General features: G+C 59.0%; 13 protein-coding genes. 5 read left to right on the top strand and 8 right to left on the bottom strand.

All coding sequences use genetic code 11. The features are described from left to right. Positions 1–32 precede the first annotated feature (32 nt). Both AKL27_RS19480 and AKL27_RS19475 read left to right on the top strand, forming a co-directional pair. Positions 33–2621 carry a chemotaxis protein CheW gene (locus AKL27_RS19480; protein ID WP_050464530.1) on the top strand — a complete coding sequence of 863 codons (2589 nt, stop codon included), beginning with the start codon at positions 33–35 and terminating at the stop codon, positions 2619–2621. 71 nt (positions 2622–2692) lie between these two features. Further along, the gene (locus AKL27_RS19475) at positions 2693–3190 is read left to right on the top strand and encodes an asparaginase domain-containing protein (protein WP_050464529.1); all 498 of its coding nucleotides are present in this window, start codon (positions 2693–2695) and stop codon (positions 3188–3190) included. On the opposite strand, the gene AKL27_RS19470 is transcribed toward AKL27_RS19475, so the two are convergent. The 7 genes from AKL27_RS19470 to AKL27_RS19440 all read right to left on the bottom strand — a co-directional run bounded on the left by AKL27_RS19470 (position 3187) and on the right by AKL27_RS19440 (position 12197). After that, complete coding sequence (locus AKL27_RS19470) at positions 3187–4245, bottom strand: AbrB family transcriptional regulator (protein ID WP_050464528.1); 1059 nt, start codon at positions 4243–4245, stop codon at positions 3187–3189. The two genes, AKL27_RS19475 and AKL27_RS19470, sit on opposite strands and share 4 nt — an antisense overlap. Positions 4246–4323: 78 nt before the next feature. Continuing rightward, positions 4324–5385 (bottom strand): porin, encoded by a 1062-nt coding sequence (locus tag AKL27_RS19465; RefSeq protein WP_050464527.1) that lies wholly within the window; start codon positions 5383–5385, stop codon positions 4324–4326. Between the two features lie 241 nt (positions 5386–5626). Beyond that, a complete protein-coding gene (locus AKL27_RS19460) occupies positions 5627–6715 on the bottom strand; it encodes a porin (RefSeq protein WP_050464526.1) in 1089 nt (362 codons plus the stop codon). A gap of 234 nt (positions 6716–6949) precedes the next feature. Next, positions 6950–8023: an ABC transporter ATP-binding protein gene (locus tag AKL27_RS19455; RefSeq protein WP_050464525.1), complete on the bottom strand. Its 1074-nt coding sequence runs from the start codon at positions 8021–8023 to the stop codon at positions 6950–6952. Positions 8024–8095: 72 nt separating this feature from the next. Next, a complete protein-coding gene (locus AKL27_RS19450) occupies positions 8096–9883 on the bottom strand; it encodes an ABC transporter permease (RefSeq protein ID WP_050464524.1) in 1788 nt (595 codons plus the stop codon). A gap of 202 nt (positions 9884–10085) precedes the next feature. Then, positions 10086–11189, bottom strand: a complete 1104-nt coding sequence (locus AKL27_RS19445; RefSeq protein WP_050464523.1) for an ABC transporter substrate-binding protein — start codon at positions 11187–11189, stop codon at positions 10086–10088. Positions 11190–11222: 33 nt separating this feature from the next. Further along, a complete protein-coding gene (locus tag AKL27_RS19440; protein WP_050464522.1) occupies positions 11223–12197 on the bottom strand; it encodes a Bug family tripartite tricarboxylate transporter substrate binding protein in 975 nt (324 codons plus the stop codon). Positions 12198–12513: 316 nt separating this feature from the next. Between AKL27_RS19440 and AKL27_RS19435 the strand changes: the two genes are divergently transcribed. The 3 genes from AKL27_RS19435 to AKL27_RS19425 all read left to right on the top strand — a co-directional run bounded on the left by AKL27_RS19435 (position 12514) and on the right by AKL27_RS19425 (position 16518). Beyond that, complete coding sequence (locus AKL27_RS19435; protein ID WP_050464521.1) at positions 12514–13191, top strand: response regulator; 678 nt, start codon at positions 12514–12516, stop codon at positions 13189–13191. Further along, positions 13188–14642 carry a sensor histidine kinase gene (locus AKL27_RS19430; RefSeq protein WP_050464520.1) on the top strand — a complete coding sequence of 485 codons (1455 nt, stop codon included), beginning with the start codon at positions 13188–13190 and terminating at the stop codon, positions 14640–14642. Before AKL27_RS19435 ends, AKL27_RS19430 begins: the two co-directional genes overlap by 4 nt. 307 nt (positions 14643–14949) lie before the next feature. Continuing rightward, positions 14950–16518 carry a methyl-accepting chemotaxis protein gene (locus tag AKL27_RS19425; protein ID WP_050464519.1) on the top strand — a complete coding sequence of 523 codons (1569 nt, stop codon included), beginning with the start codon at positions 14950–14952 and terminating at the stop codon, positions 16516–16518. 34 nt (positions 16519–16552) lie between these two features. Here AKL27_RS19425 and AKL27_RS19420 read toward each other — a convergent pair whose 3' ends face one another. Continuing rightward, the gene (locus tag AKL27_RS19420; RefSeq protein WP_050464517.1) at positions 16553–19537 is read right to left on the bottom strand and encodes a dermonecrotic toxin domain-containing protein; all 2985 of its coding nucleotides are present in this window, start codon (positions 19535–19537) and stop codon (positions 16553–16555) included. Positions 19538–19573 lie beyond the last annotated feature (36 nt).

Below are 19573 nucleotides of genomic sequence, written 5' to 3'. Positions count from 1 at the left end.
GGCATTTGAATTCGTCCAACGGGGAATCAATCATGACTGAACTGGCATCAACGATACAAACGGAAACCTTCCTGCCTTACATGCGTGACGTCACCAAATGCGAACAGTCATTGCAGGAACTCAATCTGATGTGGCGCGTGATTGAAGCATCCGCCAAGATGAATTGCCCGACCGAAGCCAAAACCATTCTGCCGACCATGGCCGCAACCCGCGCCGGCTTCAGTCGTCTTGAACGCGAGCTGGTGGTCAGCCTGGTACAGGAAAAAGTACGCAACGTGCTGACCGAGATCGGCACCAAAGCCCAATATGTCATCGATATCGTGGTGCGCAATCTGTTCGAACGCACCGCCGATGTCGGCTTCCTGGCGACTGACCGCGAGCTGTGCGACTTCGTCGCCGGGGTCACCGCCAATGCCGATGCCGCCCGTTATCGCCTGCGCGAGTACCGCAACAAGTACACCGTCTACGATGAAATCATCTTGCTCGATACCGCCGGCAATGTTTTGGTGCAAATCGATCCCAGCACACCGCTCGAACACAGTGCCGATCCCTTGCTGGCGGCAACGCTGGCATCCGAAACTTACGTCGAAACCTTTCGTGCCAGCGACTTGCGGCCGGGCAAGGAGCGCGCGCTGATGTATTCGCGTCGCATGCATCATCCCCAAACTGGTGCAGTGGTTGGCATTCTCTGTCTCTGTTTCCATTTCGAAGAAGAGATGAGCGGCATTTTTTCCTCGCATCGCGATGCCGAAGCCCGCGCCAACATGTTGTTGCTGGATGGCGAGGATCGCGTCATCGCCAGTGCCGATCCACTCTGGATTCCGGTCGGCACTCAAGTGCCGGTCAATCGTGACGGCAATGCCAGACTGATGCTGTTTTGCGGCCGCGAATATCTGGTGCGCACGTTTTCTTCGGGCGGCTATCAGGGTTATCCCGGGCCGGTCGGCTGGCAAGGGCAAGTGATGATTCCGGTGGAGATCGCCTTCAGCGGCATGCTGAGCGAAGTGCTGACTACGCTGTCGCCGGAGATCGCCGAAGGACTGCTGTCGCACGCCCATTCATTTTGCCCGCCGCTGTACGACATCATGACCGCCGCCAAAACCATTCAACGCATCGTCTGGAATGGTCAGGTCATGACGGCCGGTCAGCATGGCGAAATGCTCAAGCTGAAAACCATCCTCGATCAGATCAGCGAAACCGGCAATCGCAGCAACGAATTGTTTGCGCAATCGATTCATGACTTGTACCAAACCGTGCTGGCATCCAGCATGCGCGACGCCGAATTCACCACCAGCCTGCTGGTCGATCTGCTCGACCGCAATCTCTATGAACGCTCGGACGATTGCCGCTGGTGGGCGCTGACGCCGGAACTGCGGATCGCCTTGGCGCAACCGGCACCGGCACCGGAGACGATTGAAAACATCAGCGCCATTCTGACTTACATCAACGGCTTGTATACCGTCTATACCCGCATCTTCGTCTACGACCGCAACGGCTATATCATCGCCAGCACCGGCGCCACCGGCGACGGCCAGGTACTGGGCAGCCAGATCGATGCCGACACCCTGCAACAAGTACTGGCCCTGCGCACCGCGCAGCAATATCACGTCAGCCCGTTTGCCGGCACGGCGCTGTATGACGGCCGCGATACCTACATTTATCATGCCGCGATCCGTGATCTCGACAACGACGCCAATGTGGTCGGCGGCATCGGCATCGTGTTCGATTCCACACCGGAATTTGCCAACATGCTTGCCAGCGGCATCGCCGGCAAAAAGAAAATGACGGCGTTCTATATTGATCGCAACGCCCGCATCATTTCCAGTACCGATCCCACGCGGGCGGTCGGCGCCACGCTGGAAATCGACCCAGCGCTGCTGAGCATCGCCAATGGCGAGCGCGCCTCGCAAGTGACGGTGCATGACGACCAATACGCCATCGTCGCCTGCAGCGTTTCCAACGGCTATCGCGAATTCAAGGTCAGCGACGGCTACCGCGAAGATGTGATCGCAGTGGTGTTCGAGTCGTTCGGCGAGACCCGTCAACATGGCGTCCAGGCCACCAGCGCCAGTTATCATCTCGACACCGACCCGGCCATGAGCGACGGCATCGAATTCGCCACCTTCTTTTCGGATAACAATCTGTTCGCCATTTCCGCCGCGCACGTCATGGAAGCGGTTCCCTATACCGAGGTATTGCCCACCTCCATGCGCGTGCGGCCGGAACAGATCGGCGTCCTCGGCTTGCGCAGCGACGATCAACGCAAGGAATTCATCTGGGTGTTCGACCTCGGCTACCTGATGCGCGGCACCCGCTCCGGCCTCAGCAGCAGTAGTCAGGTCATGATCGTGCGCGAGGGCCGGCACACCATCGGCTTGCTGGTCGACGAATTGCATGCGGTACCGCAATTCAATCCGGCCCAGATCATGCACACGCCATTTGCCATGCAAGGCGAGTCGATGCTGATCAGTCAGGTCATCAAGGCCAATCAGGGTCAGTTGCTGATCCAGTCGATTGATGTCGGTCGCCTGTTTGCATTGCTGATTGACGGCCAGATTCCGCAAGCACCGGATGCCGCCGCCATCGCCGGCGACCAGCCGTTGCAGTTACTGGCGGCCTGAACGCGCCGGCCGCTTGCAGGTTCAGGATGTAGGTTATGATGAGAACGCCTACTTTCTGAACCCGACTTATCATGACGTTACGCATCATCGCCACCGGCGGCACCTTCGACAAACATTACGATGAGATCGCAGGTCAGCTGACGTTTGCCGGCAGTCATCTGCCGGCCGTGATTGCGCTGGCGCGCATGCGCATTGCCCCGGTACTGGAAGAATTGCCGCTGCTGGATTCGCTGGATATGCAAGATATCGACCGGCGGCGGGTACTGGCTTCCTGCGACCGGTCGGAAGAAAACGCCATCGTCGTCATCCACGGCACCGATACCATGCAAGATACCGGCAAGGTACTCGGTGCAGCGCAGTTGCAGAAAACCATCGTCTTGACCGGCGCCATGATTCCCTATGCCATTGCCGGCTCGGATGCCCAGTTCAATTTCGGCTTCGCCTGCGGTGTTGCACAAATCTTGCCGCATGGCGTCTATGTGGCAATGAATGGCCAGGTATTTGCCTGGGACAAGGTCCAGAAGAATCGCAGCGCCGGCCAGTTCGAACCAACCGAACCAGACGCCTAATCCGTCTCGCGGCTGCCATGCAGCCGGCGCAGCAAACGGAACAGAGGGCCAATCAACAGCACCAGCGCCACCATCCGGATCACGTGAAATGCCGTGACAATCGGTACTCCCAGTTGCAAGGTCTTGGCAGTCAGCGACATTTCCGCAATGCCGCCGGGCGAAGTGGCCAGTATCGCGGTCGCGGCATGCATCCCTGATGCATAGGCCAGCAACACGCCAAAACCGGTCGCCAGTGCCACTGCCGCCAGCGCGCTGACGGCGACGCCCCACAGGTAACGCGGCGCGGTATGCAAAAACTCCGGGGTGAACCGGGTACCCAGCGACACCCCGATCAATAACTGGCCGCCATTGATCATCCATTGCGGCAGCGCCGACCAATGAATTTCACAGGCTGTCAGGGCGATGGTTACCAGCAGCGGCCCGATCACCCAGGCATTCGGAATCTGCAAGCGCCGCAATGTCAGCGCACACAGACTGGTCAGCAGGATCAGTTGTACCAGCCCGGCAATATCGACCATGCGGGTTGCCTGCTGATAGGGATCGAGTCCATGCACATCCATGAACTTCAACCCGAATGGCAATATCACCACCACCAGCATGATACGCAAGCTGTGCGCCGCCGCGACCCGGTCCGTACGGGCACCATAGCGCTCGCCCTGAGTCGCCATCTCCGAAGCCCCGCCCACGGCCATGGCAAAGAATGCGGTGGTCCAGTCAATGTCCGTCAATTGACGCAACATCCAGGCACACGCCATGCCGAGCAACATGGCAAACAGTACTGCGGCTACCGTCCATTCAATAAACGACGCCAGCGTAGTCAATACCACTGGCGTGAAATACAGACCGAGCGCGGTGCCGATCACCCATTGTCCGGCTTCGCGCACGCGTACCGGCGCATGCAAACGGATGCCGCGCATGCGCGCCGCAGCGGTAGCAAACAAAGGGCCGATCATCCACGGCAACGGCGTGTGCAAGAGCAGACACACCAGCGCCGCCGCGATACCAATCAACAAGGTCAATAAAAAAGCGCGCCACGGAAAAGAAGAATCCATCATGGCCGCTACTATCGCATAACCGGACTGTCGGCGACAGCAGCAGCGGCCATCTGCTCACGATGAACAGATGGCCTCGGATCAGAACCGATGCAACATGCCAAACGCGAGGCCGGCCTGACTGCTGCCATAACCGACTTCATCGCGCGACAAACTCACCATCTGTCCGTTTTTTGCCCTGGCATAAGCAGCGGTGCCATACAACTCGGAACGCTTGGACAAGGCATATTTCAAGCGTAGCGCATACATGACCGGATCACTTTCGGTGCTCGGTTGCATCGTCTTCAGATCCTGATAATAGAGCGCGCCAATCAAGGTCCATGCCGGCGCCAGTTGATAACTGCCGCCGCCCCAGAACAGATTGCTGCGCAAATCCGGCAGACCACCGGTTTGCTGTTTTTGGTAGCGGCGATAACCGGCATTCAGCAGCCATTTATCCGACACCTGATATGCACCGGCGATATGTGTGCTGCTGGCCCGCTCATAAGTGCCGGCAACCAGCGGACCATTGGTACGGTCCATAGTGACTGCCATGCTGAACCGTCCCTTGGTATACCCGGCACCGATGGCATGTCGCGCATTGGCCATGTTGCTGCCCGCCGTTTCGCCAAAACCGTAAGTCGCACCCAACTTGAAATGACCGAAGTCGCCTTGATACTTGAGCATGTTCGAGGATCCGATCAGCATGCCGTCGCGTCGTCCGTTCGCCATGCCGGAAGCCAGCGCCCACGAATATTTGTGCGACGAAATCATCGGATCGTAAGGCGAGATGAAGTCCAGCGTGGTGCTGAAGGAACGCCCGGCAATGATCGATCCGAACGGTCCGGCCACGCCAACATTGGCCTGCCGGCTGAACAACGTGCCGCTCTCTTCCAAGGCGCCGGTATCGGCGCGGAATCCGGTTTCCAGCCGGAACAAGGCACTGTAACCGCCACCCAGATCTTCGCTGCCGCGAAAGCCCAGTCGCGAGGTTGCCAGCGACCCCGAATTTACCCGCGTCTGACTACTCTTGTCGGGTGCCGCATTGGTCTGATAGCCGACGCCGACGTCGACCAGCCCATAGACTGCCACTTGTGTTTGTGCCAGCGCCACACCCCCGGTCAGCCACAGCATTGCAGCGACGACACTTTTACCTTGATACATTACGCCTCCAGTCCGAAATGGATTACAACCCTCCCGTTTTTGTGTTGCCATGTTAGCAATCAAAAATGGGCTGTCACCATCGGTCTGGCGAGACTTCCTGAAAATCCAGATATGTCGATATCGTTGCCCCACGGATACGAACGATGCAAAGAAAACGGCCCGGATAACGATCCGGGCCGGGTCACTTCGTCGCGGCGACGCAACAAGCCATGCAGAGGCGTTGCGCGCCAGCCGATGCCGCTTAGAAGCGGTGCTGGATACCCAGCGTCACACCGGTCTGACTGTTGTCAAAGCCGGGATCATCACGTGACACGCCGACATTCGCGCCATTCTTGGCTTTGGCAAATGCACCGCTGGCATACAGATCGGTACGCTTGGACAGGGCGTATTTCAGACGCAGCGAATACATGATCGGATCCGCATCCAGTGCCGTCGGTACATCCTTGATGTTCTGATAGTAGATGGTGCCGATGAAGGTCAGCGCCGGTGTCAGCTTGTAGCTGCCGCCGCCCCAGAACAAATCGCTGCGCAGCGGCGTGGCATTGGTCGCCAGGCTCTTCTTGTAGTAGCGATAGCCGAGGTTGAACTTCAGGTTTTCAGTGGCCTGATAACCGCCGGCCAGATGCATGCTGCTGGCTTTGTCGTAGGAATTGCTGTTGGCGGCGATGGCGCCGTTGCTGCGATCATAGGTCGTCGCGACGCTGAAAGGACCGGCACTGTATGCCAGGCCGAGCGAGTACTTGGCGCTGTCGTTGGTGCTGCCGGCAACTTCACCGAAACTGTACGTGGCGCCGACTTTGAAACCGCCGAAATCGCCCTGATACTTGATCATGTTGGAGGCACTGGTCAGCATGCCGTCCTTGCGTACCGGCGCAGTGCTGGTAGCAGGCGTGGCGCCGGCCGAAGTCACCCAGGAATACTGTCCGGAATAGCCCATCGGATCAAACGGCAAGATGAAGTCATACGTCGTGGTAAATGAACGACCGGCAACCACGCGGCCGAAAGCACCTTCCAGACCGACCGTCGATTGGCGGTTGAACAAGGCACCGGTTGAATCATCGAATGCACCGGTATCCAGTTTGAAACCGTTTTCCAGCTGGAACACTGCTTTCAGTCCGCCACCCAGATCTTCAGTGCCGCGAAAGCCGATACGCGATGTGTTCATCGCACCCGAGCTGAGGCGTAACACGCTGCCTTTATTGGCGCCGGCATTGGTCAGATATTCGACACCGGTATCGATCAAGCCATAGATGGTGACATTGCTTTGTGCCGCGGCTGCGCCGCTGATGACCGACAGCACCGCCGCTGCCAGTATGTTCTTTTGATTCATGCGATCTCCAGTATAAATTTCATTGTTGCGTCCCGACTTCCATTTTTATTTTTGGAATTTTTTGATGTGATGTTCCAAACAGCGATTTCCCTGCGCGTGGTTTAACCTCCTTCATGATTGCCAAAATTCGGACGTGAGCAGTCCCGGTCCTTGCCGCAGTGACGGCAAGGACATGGATTGCAATAAAGGGATGGACCTGGCCGTAGCCAGGTCGGGGTCACACTATCGGTTCACTTAAAAAGCCCACAGCGATTCTTGCGGCAAGCTCAGCCAGTAATCGCCTTGTTCCAGCTTGTGCGGGGCATACGCACGCAAGCCGACGGTGTCGACGCCACCGGCCTTGAACAGACATTCCCAGCGGTCGCCCAGATACATGCAGGTCGACAGCGGCAAGCGAATCGCATTGTCGGTCTGGTGATCGGAAATCTTGACTTGCTCCAGACGGATGATGCCGGTGACATCGTTGCCCAGATTGCTGCCGCGCGCGGTTGCCTGCACGGTGCCGCCTTCGACCTGCAAGGTGACGCGCGCACCGTCACGCTGCAACACCTTGCCCGGCATGCGATTGTTGCTGCCCATGAATTCTGCGGTGAACAAGGTATCCGGCGTCTGATACATGCTTTGAGGTGTACCTTGCTGTTCGATCTTGCCGTTGTTGAGCAACAGGATGCGATCCGAAATCGCCATCGCTTCGCCCTGATCATGCGTCACCATCAACGCCGACAGACCAAGACGGACGATCAGCTCACGCAAGAATGCACGGGCTTCTTCGCGCAGTTTGGCGTCCAGATTGGACAACGGTTCATCGAGCAGAATCACTTGCGGGTTGTACACCAGCGCCCGCGCAATCGCTACCCGTTGCTGCTGACCACCCGACAATTGATGCGGGAAACGTTCGCCGAGATGGCCCAGTCCCAGTTGTCCCAGCACCGCCTTGACGCGCTCGGCAATGTCGCTGCTGCCCATCTTGCGCAATTTCAGGCCGTAGGCAACGTTGTCGAATACCGTCTTGTGCGGCCACAGCGCATATGACTGAAACACCAGCCCGAGATTGCGTTCCTCGGCCGGGATTTCCAGTTTGGCGTTGCCGTTGAACACTTGCCGCTCGCCGATGTGAATGCTGCCTGCCTTCGGCGATTCCAGACCGGCGACTGCGCGCAACAATGTGGTCTTGCCGCTGCCGGAAGGGCCCAGCAAGGCCACCACTTCGCCGCGCTGCAATTCCATCGACACGCCCTTGAGAATCGGATTGGCGCTGGCGCCGCTGCCGTAATCGAGATACAGATCGTTGACGGTAAGTTCTGACATATGCATTCCTTTGAGATCAACGTGGCGTCGTCGCCACGATCAAATTGAGTAAACAGGGTTGGGTGTCGTCGATCAGTCGTGCAGCTTGACGCCAAAGCGCAAGGCAATCCCGAGACCAATCGCCACCAGCGAAATATTGATGAAGGACAGTGCTGCCACCATGTCCACCGCACCGGCGCCCCACATCGAGACAATCATCGCGCCGATCACTTCAGTACCCGGCGACAGCAGATACACCCCGGTGGAATACTCGCGCTCGAAAATCAGGAATACCATCAGCCAGGCGCCGAGCATGCCGTACTTGACCAGCGGCAGCGTGACGTCGCGGGTTACCTGACCCTGCTTGGCGCCGACTGCGCGGGCCGCTTCTTCCAGCTCGGGACCGACCTGCAGCAGGGCCGTGGTAATCAGACGCAGGCCATACGCCAGCCACACCACCGAATACGCCAGCCACACCGAGAAGATGGTCGAACGCAATGCGCGCAGTTGCGGAATCAGGTTGTCGCTGAGCCAGCGCGCCGCGTCGTTATCGAAACCTTTAAGTACGGAATCGAGCAAGGACGGCACGAACAGGAACACCCACAGGAACGACAAGCCGGCCAGCAAACCCGGCACCGCACGCGGCACCAGCACGCTGTAATCGAGGAAGCGGGTAATGCCATCATTCTTGCGGTGCATCGCCAGTGCGATGGCGCTGTAACAAGCGACGGCGATACCGCCGCCAATGACACCGATCAGCACCGTGTTGATGATGCCGCGTACCAGCGATGGCTGTTCCCAGACATCACGGAAGTTCTGCACCGTCAGCACCTCCAGCAATGGCACGCCTTCGCCCCAGTGCGACACGAATGCGCGCAGCACGATGCCGGACAGCGGCACAATCACCGTGAACAACAACCACGCGGCAATCAGGGCAAACGCAATCCAGCGCCATTTCCCCAATGGCAACGCCTTCTGGCGCGAGCCCTTGCCTTTGATCGACACATATTTGTTGGCCGACTTCAGCAACCAGCGTTGCAGCATCACCAGCGGCATCGTGACCGCCACCAGACAGACCGCCACTGCCGCCATCAGATGATAAGAAGGCGTTCCCAGTTTATTGGTCAGCTTGTACAGATACGTTGCCAATACCAGATGGCCTTCCGGATCGCCCAGCACCAGTACCAGGCCAAATACTTCGAAACCAAGGAAGAACACCAGCACGCCGGAATAGGCCAGCGCCGGCATGATCATCGGCAACGACACGTTAAGCGCCACTTGCAACGGTGACGCGCCAGCCACGCGTGCCGCCTCTTCCACATCCGACCCCAGACTCTTGAGCGCGGCCGAGGCATACAGATATACATGCGGTACGTGCGTCAGGCCGGCGATGATGATGATGCTGGGAAAGGCATAGACATTCCACGGATCGCCTTCGAACCCGACATACGACAACAGATCACGCACCCACACGGTATAGAAGCCGACCGGCCCCATCGAGACCACATAACCGAAACCGATCACCATCGGCGATACGAAAATCGGCACCAGCAACAATGGCGCGATCCAGTTGCGGCCCGGCAGATCGGTGCGCACCATCAGAAATGCCAGCATCCCGCCCAGCGGCACGGCAATGATTGCCAGTCCGGTGGCGAGGAAGAAACCATTGACAAACGCTTGCCGGAAATCGGAATCCTCAAAGATAAAACGATAGGAGTCCAGCGTCAGCGTCTTGACCGGCGCAAAGAACGGCGCCGATAAAAAGCTCTGATAAAAAATCAGAATCAACGGTACGAAAATGGCCAGCGACGCCAGCACGACCACCAGACCGCGAGGCCAGTTAAGACGCGCCATCCGATGCGTGAATGAAAGAGTTTGCATAAACTTTGCCGTATAAAGTAACGCCGAAGAGATCCGCCGCAGACACGGCGCCAGGGCTGTCGGCAAGCCTTGGGCCTGGACTACGCGCACGCGCGTGTTCCGGGTGATCAACAACTATTAGAAATGCGAATCGAAACTGAACGAAAAAAAGCAAGGATGAAACTGCCGGCCACTCCGGATCACGGAATCGCCGGCCTGATGCTTACTTCTTACCGGCAGCGTCTTTCCATTGCTTCAGGAATGCCAGACGTTTGGTCTGATCCAGATACTCCAGCAAATCGGTAGTCACCGGCATCGGCTTGAGCGATGCGCCCAATTGCCTGGTCAGCTCGGCCGAGGTAGTGGCGCCGGAGACATCGCCGCGAATCGCAAACAATTGCGCGTCATTGGCAATGATGGTCTGACCGCGCTTGGACAACAGGTAGTCCAGCCACAATTTGGCGGCATTGGTATTCTTGGCTGACTTGTTGATGAAAATCACGCGCGACAACACCAGATTGAAATCCTTGGTGAACGCGACGCCGATCGACGGATCTTTCTTGGCGCGGGTCAGGGCGTAAGAACCGAGCACGTTGTAGCCGATCAGGTTTTCACCCGAGGAAATGCGCTCCAGCATGGTGCCGGTCGACGACTGTACGCGCACCGCGACGCTGCCGAGGGCCTTGGCAAAATCCCAGAAATGCGGATCCAGCTTCAGGTCATGGGTAATCAGGCTGAAGCCGACACCGGATTTTTCAATATCGTAAGTGGTGACCTTGTTCTTGTACTTGTCGTGCTTGGTGATCAGCAGTTTGGTGAACTCGGCGTGGGTAGCCGGCACTTCATCTGCCGGCACCAGACGCTTGTTATACACAATCGCGGCAGGCTCGAAAGTAGTGCCGTATGCGGTATCTTTCAGATTGGCCCAACCCGGCACGGCAGCGGCTTCCGGCGATTTGTACGGCATGCCGTAACCTTCCGCCACCAGCTTGACCTGCAAATCCATCGACGACGACCACATCACATCGGCGGTGGTGCCACCGGCGGCGGCTTCCGAAATGAAGCGGTTATACACTTCAGTCGAGTTCATGTCGTTGTATTCAACCTTGACGGCCGGATACAGTGCGCTGAAATCCTTGATCAGCGCGTCAGCGGCTTTCGAATCGGTGGTGCTGTAAACCACGACCTTGCCTTCTTTCCTGGCGCCATCGATGATCTTGGCGTAATCCGCCGGATAACCTGCCGGCACCTGAGCCGCAGCGTTCAGCGAAAAACCGGCAGCCAGTGCCAGACCCAGTGCGATTGCGATGCGACGCTTTACCAACATGTGCTATCTCCTTGATGTAATGAATAAATTGGATCAACGAATCAAATCCAGTTCCTGCGATTGCTTTTTATAATGCTCGACGGTTTTCTTGATGTACTCGGTCAGTTCCGAGCCTGTCATGGCGAACGGAAACAAGCCGCTGATCTGCCGCTGTTGCTCGAATTCCTTGCTTTTCATCATCTTGTCGAAGATCCCGACCCAGCGTTTGTAGTCGGCATCCGAGGCATACGGACTCATGTAGAAGCCGCGAATCAGCGGCCAGGTCACATCAAACCCCTGCTCGCGCGCTGTCGGCACATCGGCCAACACACCGGGCAAGCGCGCATCGGACAACACCGCGAGTACCCGGAACTTGCCCTCGGGGGCATACAGCGCCGCTTCCGAAGCATCACCCGACACGACCTGCACGTAATTGGCCTGCAACGCGGTAAACGCTTCACCGCCGCCTTCGAGGGCGACGAAACGGAAATTCTTGGGATCGACCTTCGCGTAGCGCGCAATCAAGGCAATCTTGAGCCAATCCTGACTGCCTACGGTGCCGCTGGCGCCAATCGTGACCTTGGAAGGGTCTTGCTGTATCGCACTGAACAATTCGCGCAAATTGCGATACGGCGAATCCTTGCGCACGACAATCATGCCGTAATCCGTACCGATGGCAGCGACCCAGCGCACGTCTGCAATGCCGGCCTTGCCGTACTTGCCCTGCGCCAGATTGAGCAGCGAACCGCCGGAAAACGTCACCAGGGAATCAGCGCCGCCCCGCCGGTGCGACACCACCGAACTCCAGGCCACGGCGCCGATGCCGCCCGGCAAATAATTCAGTGCAAGTTCCTGCGTCATGCCACCGGCACGAATGGCTTTTTTCCGCAGCTTGCAGCTGACATCCATGCCGCCGCCCGGCTTGGCCGCCACGATGCACTCCGGATTGGCCCATGCCGACTGGCACAGCAAGCCCAGCATGGCGGCACTCAATGCGCTCAGGTATCGGATACGGAAAAATGTGTTCATTACGTGCGCCCGCTCAGGTTAGTCAAGCGACGCTTCCGGCAAAGAACAACATCTCTGCCGCAGGTCGCGACACACTGTACAACGGGTAAGCAGGTAAACAGGTCTTTGCCATGTCAGTCTCGGATTATTTGTCTTATAGTGGTTTTAATTTATTGGTCGCATGCTACCCGGCCAATCTTTCAATCGCCTTTCAGTGCGAATTTCCAACGCCGGCCGGGTCCGGCTTCTGTTAACATCACGCCAGCACAGCGCATCGTCACTACAATCGTGTTCACCTCGATCTTGTTCGTTTTTTCACCACTCCACATTCCGGCTCATGCGCATCTTATTGGTTGAGGATCATGTCGAATTATCCCGTTGGCTGGCCAAAGCCTTGCGCGATGCCCATCTGACCGTGGAGTGCGCCGGCAACGGGGCCGACGCCGACAGTCTGTTGCTGACGCAAGATTACGCGCTGGTGATTCTGGACCTGACGCTGCCGAAAATGGATGGACTGGAAGTACTCAAGCGCCTGCGCGCACGCGGCAACAAGACCCCGGTGCTGATCCTGACCGCGCGCAGCGGCCTCAATGACCGCGTCAACGGTCTCAATCTGGGGGCCGATGATTATCTGGCCAAACCATTTGAACTGGCGGAACTGGAAGCGCGCGTCAAAGCCTTGCTGCGCCGCACGCAGGGCAACGAAGCAGTCACCATCCGCTGCGGCGCACTCAGTTTCGATACCGTCTCGCGCATGTTTACTTATTGTGATGCCGCATTGGCGCTGACACCGCGCGAACACGCGGTACTGGAAGTCTTGCTGACGCGTGCCGGCCAGACCGTGGCCAAGGAAAAACTGTTTCAGCAGGTGTTTTCGCTGGATGACAATGCCAGCGTCGATGCCATTGAAATCTATATTCACCGCTTGCGCAAAAAACTGGAAACGGCAGCGCCGGGCCGGGTCGCGATCACGACCTTGCGCGGCCTCGGCTATCTGCTGCAAAGCGCGCCATGACAGCCCCGGCCGGCAACACCCTCGGCAGCCTGCGCGGCCAACTGGTACGCTGGCTGTTGATCCCCTTGCTGATTCTGGTGGCACTCGACGCGGTATCGGTCTATGACAACGCGGTCGATGTCGCCGACGTCGCGTATGACCGTTCGCTGCTGGCGTCCACGCGCGCGCTGGCCGAACGCGTCTCGATTGTCAAAGGCGAGGTAGTGGCCGATGTGCCCTATGTCGCGCTGGACAGTTTTGAAACCGATACGCTGGGCCGGATTTATTACAAGGTCACCGGCGTGCGCGGTGAATTCGTGTCCGGCTATAACGACCTGCCGCCGATCCCGCCCGGCGTCAAACGTTCGGAAGCCTATCCGGCGCTGGTCCATTTTTATCACGCCAACTACCACGGACAAGCCGTGCGCATCGCCGCGCTGCATCAGCCGGTCTACGACGACTCGATGCGCGGCATCGCCTTGATCCAGGTCGGCGAAACCATGGATGCGCGCCGTGGACTGACGCGCAAGATCCTGTTCGACACCATGTGGCGCCAAACCCTGCTGGTCAGTATCGCGGCCCTGCTGGTGTGGTTCACCGTGCGCTTTGCCTTGCGTCCGCTGATGCAATTGAAAAGCGAAGTCGAGACCCGCGCTCCCACCGACTTGTCCGATTTCGATCCCACCAGAGTACACAAGGAAGTACAGCCGCTGGTACTGGCCATGAACGGTTACATGGCGCGCTTGCAAAACCTGATCAACGGCCAGCGCCGTTTCATTGCCGATGCTTCGCATCAACTGCGCACGCCGCTGACGGTACTGAAAACCCAATCGGAACTGGCACTGCGCGAGTTCGACCGCCCCGCTGCCGATCTCAAATCGCTGCGCGAACTGGTCGAAAGCATGGCCGGCACTACCGACGCCACGGTGCATCTGGCCAATCGCCTGCTGACGCTGGCGCGTGCCGAACACGGCGTGGCCGCCGGCGGCATGCAGGCGTTGTCGCTGACCGAAACCACGCGCGAAGCGGCGCTCAAGCTGGCGCAAAATGCGGTCGCCAAACACATCGATCTGGCACTGGAAGCCGATACCGATATCCAGATCACCGGCAGCCCCACGCTGCTGCATGAATTGGTCAGCAACCTGCTCGACAATGCCATTCGCTACACCCCGGCGCATGGCAAGATCACCTTGCGCGTTCTGGCCGAGGCCAACCTCAACGACGATGCCGGCAAGCCGCGCGCCGTCCTGGAAGTGGAAGACACCGGCAGCGGCATAGCGGCTGCCGAACGCGAACGGGTCTTCGCGCCGTTTTATCGCGCACCGGTGGCGCAGAACATCAATCCCAGCGGCGCCGGCCTCGGCCTTGCCATCGTGCGCGACATCGCCGCCCTGCACCATGCCGAGATCAGCCTGCATGACAATCTCGCGGGTAGTGGTTTGAAAGTGCGCATCCTGTTTCCCTCGCGCTGAACGAAGCGCGGCAGGCCCGGACTTTCTCACGCCGTTTCTCCGCCCGGCAACCATGGCCGCAACGGCAACATTGTCAGACTTGCACCGCGCTGCTGCGCTCTGGTTGCGGTCGCCATAAAGCGTGAATTACACGTTGTAAGCGTCGCTGTTCTGCTTTTGACGCATCCAAAACCTGCCTACAATCATCTGCACACATGGGATCCGCCGCGGGGGTGGCAGAGCACATGCGTTCTTATGTCCTGGTTGTTCTGTTTCAGTCCGAACGATGCAAATCTGTCCGTCGACAACTCCTCACAGAAGGCGTGAAATGAACCTGACAAAACTGAAAGTCTCGACCCGGCTCAGCCTGGGGTTTTCTTTCATTTTCATCTTGCTGGCCGGCATCATTGTGGTGGCGTTGATGAAAATGGCGAATATCAATCGACAGCTCACCTCGATCACCGACGTCAATAACGTGGAAACCAGCCATCTGGCGACCATGCGCGCGGCGGTGTACGAACAGTCGCTGATCACGCGCAATATTGCGCTGGCCGAAAATGCCACGGTAATGCAACAGCAGACCGAGCGGCTGAAACAGCAGATTGCCATTTATGCCGATACGGAATTGAAGCTGGGCAAGATGTTCGCCGAGCTCGATGAAACTACCGAGACGGAACGCAAAAGCTTCTTCACGATCAAGGCGCAGGCCGCCGAGGCAGCGCCGATATTGAACCAGGTGACGAGCGCCGGGGCAGCGGGCAAAACCGACGAGATCAAGACTCTGCTGGCCGGCCGTCTCACCGCCATGCAATCACAGCGCCGCGCCTCGCTGGCGGAACTGGCACGCGTTGAAGACAAACTCAACGAGGATGCCAACCAAGAGGCCAAAGCCACCTACAGCGAGGCCCGCCGCGTCATGTTGCTGCTCGGTGCCATCGCCCTGATCGCCGGCATCACCGCTGCCGCACTGATCATGCGCAGCCTGCTGCAGCAATTGGGAGGAGAACCGGCCTACGCCGCTTCACTGGCGCACAAGATTGCGCAAGGTGACCTGACTACCCGGGTGGTGAGCAATGGCAGTAACCAGGCCAGCCTGATGGCGTCGATGAAAAGCATGAATGACGGTTTGCAGCAGATCGTCAGGGATGTGCGTGCGGGTACCGATGCCATCAATACCGCCAGCAGCCAGATCGCCAGCGGCAATCTGGATCTGTCCGCGCGCACCGAAGAACAGGCCGGCTCGCTGGAAGAAACGGCCTCGGCCATGGAACAACTGACCGCCACGGTACGGCAAAATGCCGATCACGCCAAAGAGGCCAATCAACTGGCGGCGGTGGCCACCTCGGTGGCGCTCAAAAGCGGCGACATCGTGCAACAGGTGGTCGATACCATGGGCGCCATCGATGCCTCTTCCCGGAAAATTGTCGACATCATCAGCGTGATCGATGGCATCGCTTTCCAGACCAACATCCTGGCATTGAATGCCGCGGTCGAAGCCGCGCGCGCCGGTGAACAGGGACGCGGTTTTGCCGTGGTGGCATCCGAGGTGCGCAGCCTGGCGCAACGCAGTTCGGCAGCGGCCAAGGAAATCAAGACGCTGATCGACGACTCGGTGGAAAAAGTCAGTTCCGGCAGCAAGCTGGCAGATCAGGTCGGTCAGACCATGAGTGACGTGGTCGCCAGCGTCAAGCGGGTGGAGAACGTGATCAATGACATTACCGATGCCAGCCGCGAACAAAGCACCGGCATCGATGAAATCAATCACGCCATCACGCAGATGGATCAGGTGACGCAACAGAACGCCGCGCTGGTGGAACAAGCCGCGGCGGCGGCACAGTCGCTGCAGGATCAGGCGCGCAAACTGAGCACCACGGTGGGTGCGTTCGTGATCCATTGAGCGACTGCGGCTACGCGGACTGCACGCCGCCAGATCAGCACAACGATTCCATGCAACTGCCGGCCGACCGCGAGGATGTGGACGGACCGGCACGGGACATCACCGGCCGGTAAGAAATCGGCTCAATAGCCTTGAACTTGCCAATCACCGAGTTGAGCCAGCGCGGATCGTTGGCGTGCATCCAGTCACCCTTGAAACAGACGATCTTGTTGTTCTGATGCCATTTGTTCATTTTGGCGACAAAGCGATCTTCGTATTCTGCGGCCGGCGCGAAAATGCCGGCCCAGGGGTCGGCAATCCAGGCTTGCGACAATTCGTTGATATGACGCACGCGATCCGGCAAATGGTCGCCGATGACGGCAAAGAAATGATCGCCTCCTTCGTCGATATAACCGAGGCGCGCCGGCAATCCCTGTTGCTGTGCGCGCCAGATCACGCTACGCGCCATTTCATCGCAATTGCCGGCACGCAGTCGTTCCGCCGCGGCGATATCGGCGCTGCGATACGGACGGCGAATGAGTTTCGAGAGTTTGAGGCCGGCATCAATTTGCCTGACGCCATCCTGTTCGAGAATACGCCCGGCATCATCGAGATGCAGTTTGTTGCTGGACTTCACGCCCTTTTTGTAGAGTGCCCGCACGTCATCATAAATTGCCCGTGCTTCGCTTTGCATGACGGCCGGCGACAATCCTGCCCGTATCGGCGGAGGCAACAGCGTGTACGAAAAACGGCGCAGGCGGCTGCTGCCGACAGGCGCTGCTTCGGATGTAGAGGCAGAGGTGGATGCAGATACGACGTCGGCATCCGCCGCCAGTCCCGCGTAGTACGCCTGGAGCGAAGTACTCTCGCTCTGCGCCTGCGCCAACGGTGCACGCGGAATTGGCAGCGTGCTGCCGCTACTGACGATGCTGGAAAAAGAAGCAATGCTGTCCGCGTTGTCCGTGGTGCCGGCAAGCGCGGCGCCGTCAACGTCACCGCCGCCACGCAGTCCGGCCATTGGCGCGGGTTCCCAGATGCCATCGGCGCGACGCCTCAGCAATGGTGCATTGAAACGGGCCACCAGGTCGTCATCGGCGAGCAAGCGATAGCCGGGCCCGCTGCTTTCCTTTTGCAGCCGAAACAACTGATCGCCAATGGCGGCATAGGGCCGTTGCCCGATCCAATACATGCCCTGCGCATCCATCTGCAATCCGGCGCGGCCGTGGCGGCTCACATACGGCAACAAACGGACATCAAGCGGTGCCGCCTTCTGTGCGACGACCAAGCCGGGCGGATGAGACAACTGCGGCATCCAGGCTCGCGCATCCGCCGGCAATTGCGCCTCGGCACCGAGGCTGCCGAGGCCGGCATCGCCTGCCGCCTTGCCGATGCGCGCGCCGGTATTCAGCAACGACTGCGCCACGACAGTTGACGCCACAGGCAGCGCATTGAGCAAACCAAACGCAATCCGCCCCTGCCCCGTGGCCAATTTGCCCCGCGCCAGATCATCAGCGCCGATGCCGATTTCGGCCGCACCAATCGACAACAGTGCCGCATCGACCGCCGCGCCGGCACCCGGAACCAGCAATGCCAGCGGCACCAGCATCAGCGCCGCCGCGTCCAGAACGCGACTGACTTCGGCTTTGCGAACGTCGCGATCTGACCGCACCAGCAAAGCAGCATCCGTATAAGACCGGGCTTTCTGCTGACGCGCAATCGCGGCGAACGGATCACTGCTGACAGCGGCCTGCTGATTGACATAGCTCTGCGGATTCCAGTAACCGCTGAAGGTAGCGCGATTGAACGACAGCAAGCCACCCGATGCATGCCGTACGCCAGGCCACGCCGCCAGTCCCTGCAAAGCTTCTTCGACGCCAGCCCGGGTATAGCCATCAGGTCGGTCGGCCAGCGTGAAATGCGACAACAGCGCGGCCCGCTTTTGACTATCCCGGGCTTGCAGCGCCAGCCAGTTTTTCATCGCGGCGGGATTAGCGAATTCATGCAACGGCGATGAATTTCCCGGAATGTACAACAAGGTAAGCTGACTTTTCTTGTCGGTCGCGTACACGATATCGGTGGCCTGATACGCGTGAATATCGAGCAGGCCGGTTTGCAGATCAGGATCGGCAAGATGTCCCGTGCGCAAGTCATTCAGGCTCAAATCCTGCCACTGCCATGCCGGCTGCAATCCGGCCACGCGCGCGGCCAGTGCATGGCCGGCGGCGCTCAGACTGCCCTCCTGAAATTGCCACTGGCAAGCCTGCACATAGGCCATCTTTGCCAGCAAGGGATATGCCGACTCATGGGCGCGCCAGAACTGGTCCAGATAACGCTCGCGGGTGGTGCCGGGATCCATGTCCCAGAGCGCAGCGCGAAATGCTTGCGGCGCGACGTCGAGTTGGGTGCTGCGATCGTAATGCGCTGTGGCGCCGCCACGATACAGCGCTTCATAAGTGCGCACCTCCGGCTGCCATTGCAGCAATGGCGTGGTGGCCTGCGCCAGCCGGAACAGCGGCGTCAGCAGCGCGGGCATCGTGCGCAATACGTGATCTGGCGTCGGCAAGCCTGGCACCAGCGTCAGGCTTGGCCCGCCGCCGTGGTCGAACGGCTGCCGGCGGGCGGTGCTGCTGACCGGCTCCTGGACATTCGACAGCAGCGCCCGGGTCAGCGATATGCGGCGCACCAGCTCTGCCGGTTTGGCCGCGCCGCTGCCATCATCGAGGTAATTGAAGGTGGTCAGAAAGGTGTTGTCGGGATCGACGTCTTGCCCCCACTGATCCCGGAACATGCGCCGGATCAGGGTCGCAGCCTGTTGTTCCGGACTGGCCATGTTGACGGTATGTGCCGCGATATAAGCATCCAGGGCGGGATTGTCACCGAGCGCGCTGCGGGCGGCACGGGACAGATTGACATTGACACCGGCCGGCACCGGCAATGCAGGCGGCGGCCTGACCGGCTGACTGTTGCGGCCGGGGGAATTGGCGCCGGCCGGGAGGGAACCGGAAAGTCCGGCGCAGCGCACACTGTTTATCATGCTCATCATCGACTCCTGTCTGGACCATCAAACGATATGCCT

The sequence above is a fragment of the Herbaspirillum autotrophicum genome (assembly GCF_001189915.1).
Classification (GTDB): Bacteria; Pseudomonadota; Gammaproteobacteria; order Burkholderiales; family Burkholderiaceae_D; genus Herbaspirillum; species Herbaspirillum autotrophicum.
Note: the sequence above shows the minus strand (reverse complement) of the source record. Positions and strands in the feature narration are given on the sequence as shown.

Coding starts and splice junctions, on each gene's coding strand:
- AKL27_RS19480 (WP_050464530.1), top strand. CDS start 33: ATGACTGAACTGGCATCAACGATACAAACGGAAACCTTCCTGCCTTAC.
- AKL27_RS19475 (WP_050464529.1), top strand. CDS start 2,693: ATGACGTTACGCATCATCGCCACCGGCGGCACCTTCGACAAACATTAC.
- AKL27_RS19470 (WP_050464528.1), bottom strand. CDS start 4,245: ATGATGGATTCTTCTTTTCCGTGGCGCGCTTTTTTATTGACCTTGTTG.
- AKL27_RS19465 (WP_050464527.1), bottom strand. CDS start 5,385: ATGTATCAAGGTAAAAGTGTCGTCGCTGCAATGCTGTGGCTGACCGGG.
- AKL27_RS19460 (WP_050464526.1), bottom strand. CDS start 6,715: ATGAATCAAAAGAACATACTGGCAGCGGCGGTGCTGTCGGTCATCAGC.
- AKL27_RS19455 (WP_050464525.1), bottom strand. CDS start 8,023: ATGTCAGAACTTACCGTCAACGATCTGTATCTCGATTACGGCAGCGGC.
- AKL27_RS19450 (WP_050464524.1), bottom strand. CDS start 9,883: ATGCAAACTCTTTCATTCACGCATCGGATGGCGCGTCTTAACTGGCCT.
- AKL27_RS19445 (WP_050464523.1), bottom strand. CDS start 11,189: ATGTTGGTAAAGCGTCGCATCGCAATCGCACTGGGTCTGGCACTGGCT.
- AKL27_RS19440 (WP_050464522.1), bottom strand. CDS start 12,197: ATGAACACATTTTTCCGTATCCGATACCTGAGCGCATTGAGTGCCGCC.
- AKL27_RS19435 (WP_050464521.1), top strand. CDS start 12,514: ATGCGCATCTTATTGGTTGAGGATCATGTCGAATTATCCCGTTGGCTG.
- AKL27_RS19430 (WP_050464520.1), top strand. CDS start 13,188: ATGACAGCCCCGGCCGGCAACACCCTCGGCAGCCTGCGCGGCCAACTG.
- AKL27_RS19425 (WP_050464519.1), top strand. CDS start 14,950: ATGAACCTGACAAAACTGAAAGTCTCGACCCGGCTCAGCCTGGGGTTT.
- AKL27_RS19420 (WP_050464517.1), bottom strand. CDS start 19,537: ATGAGCATGATAAACAGTGTGCGCTGCGCCGGACTTTCCGGTTCCCTC.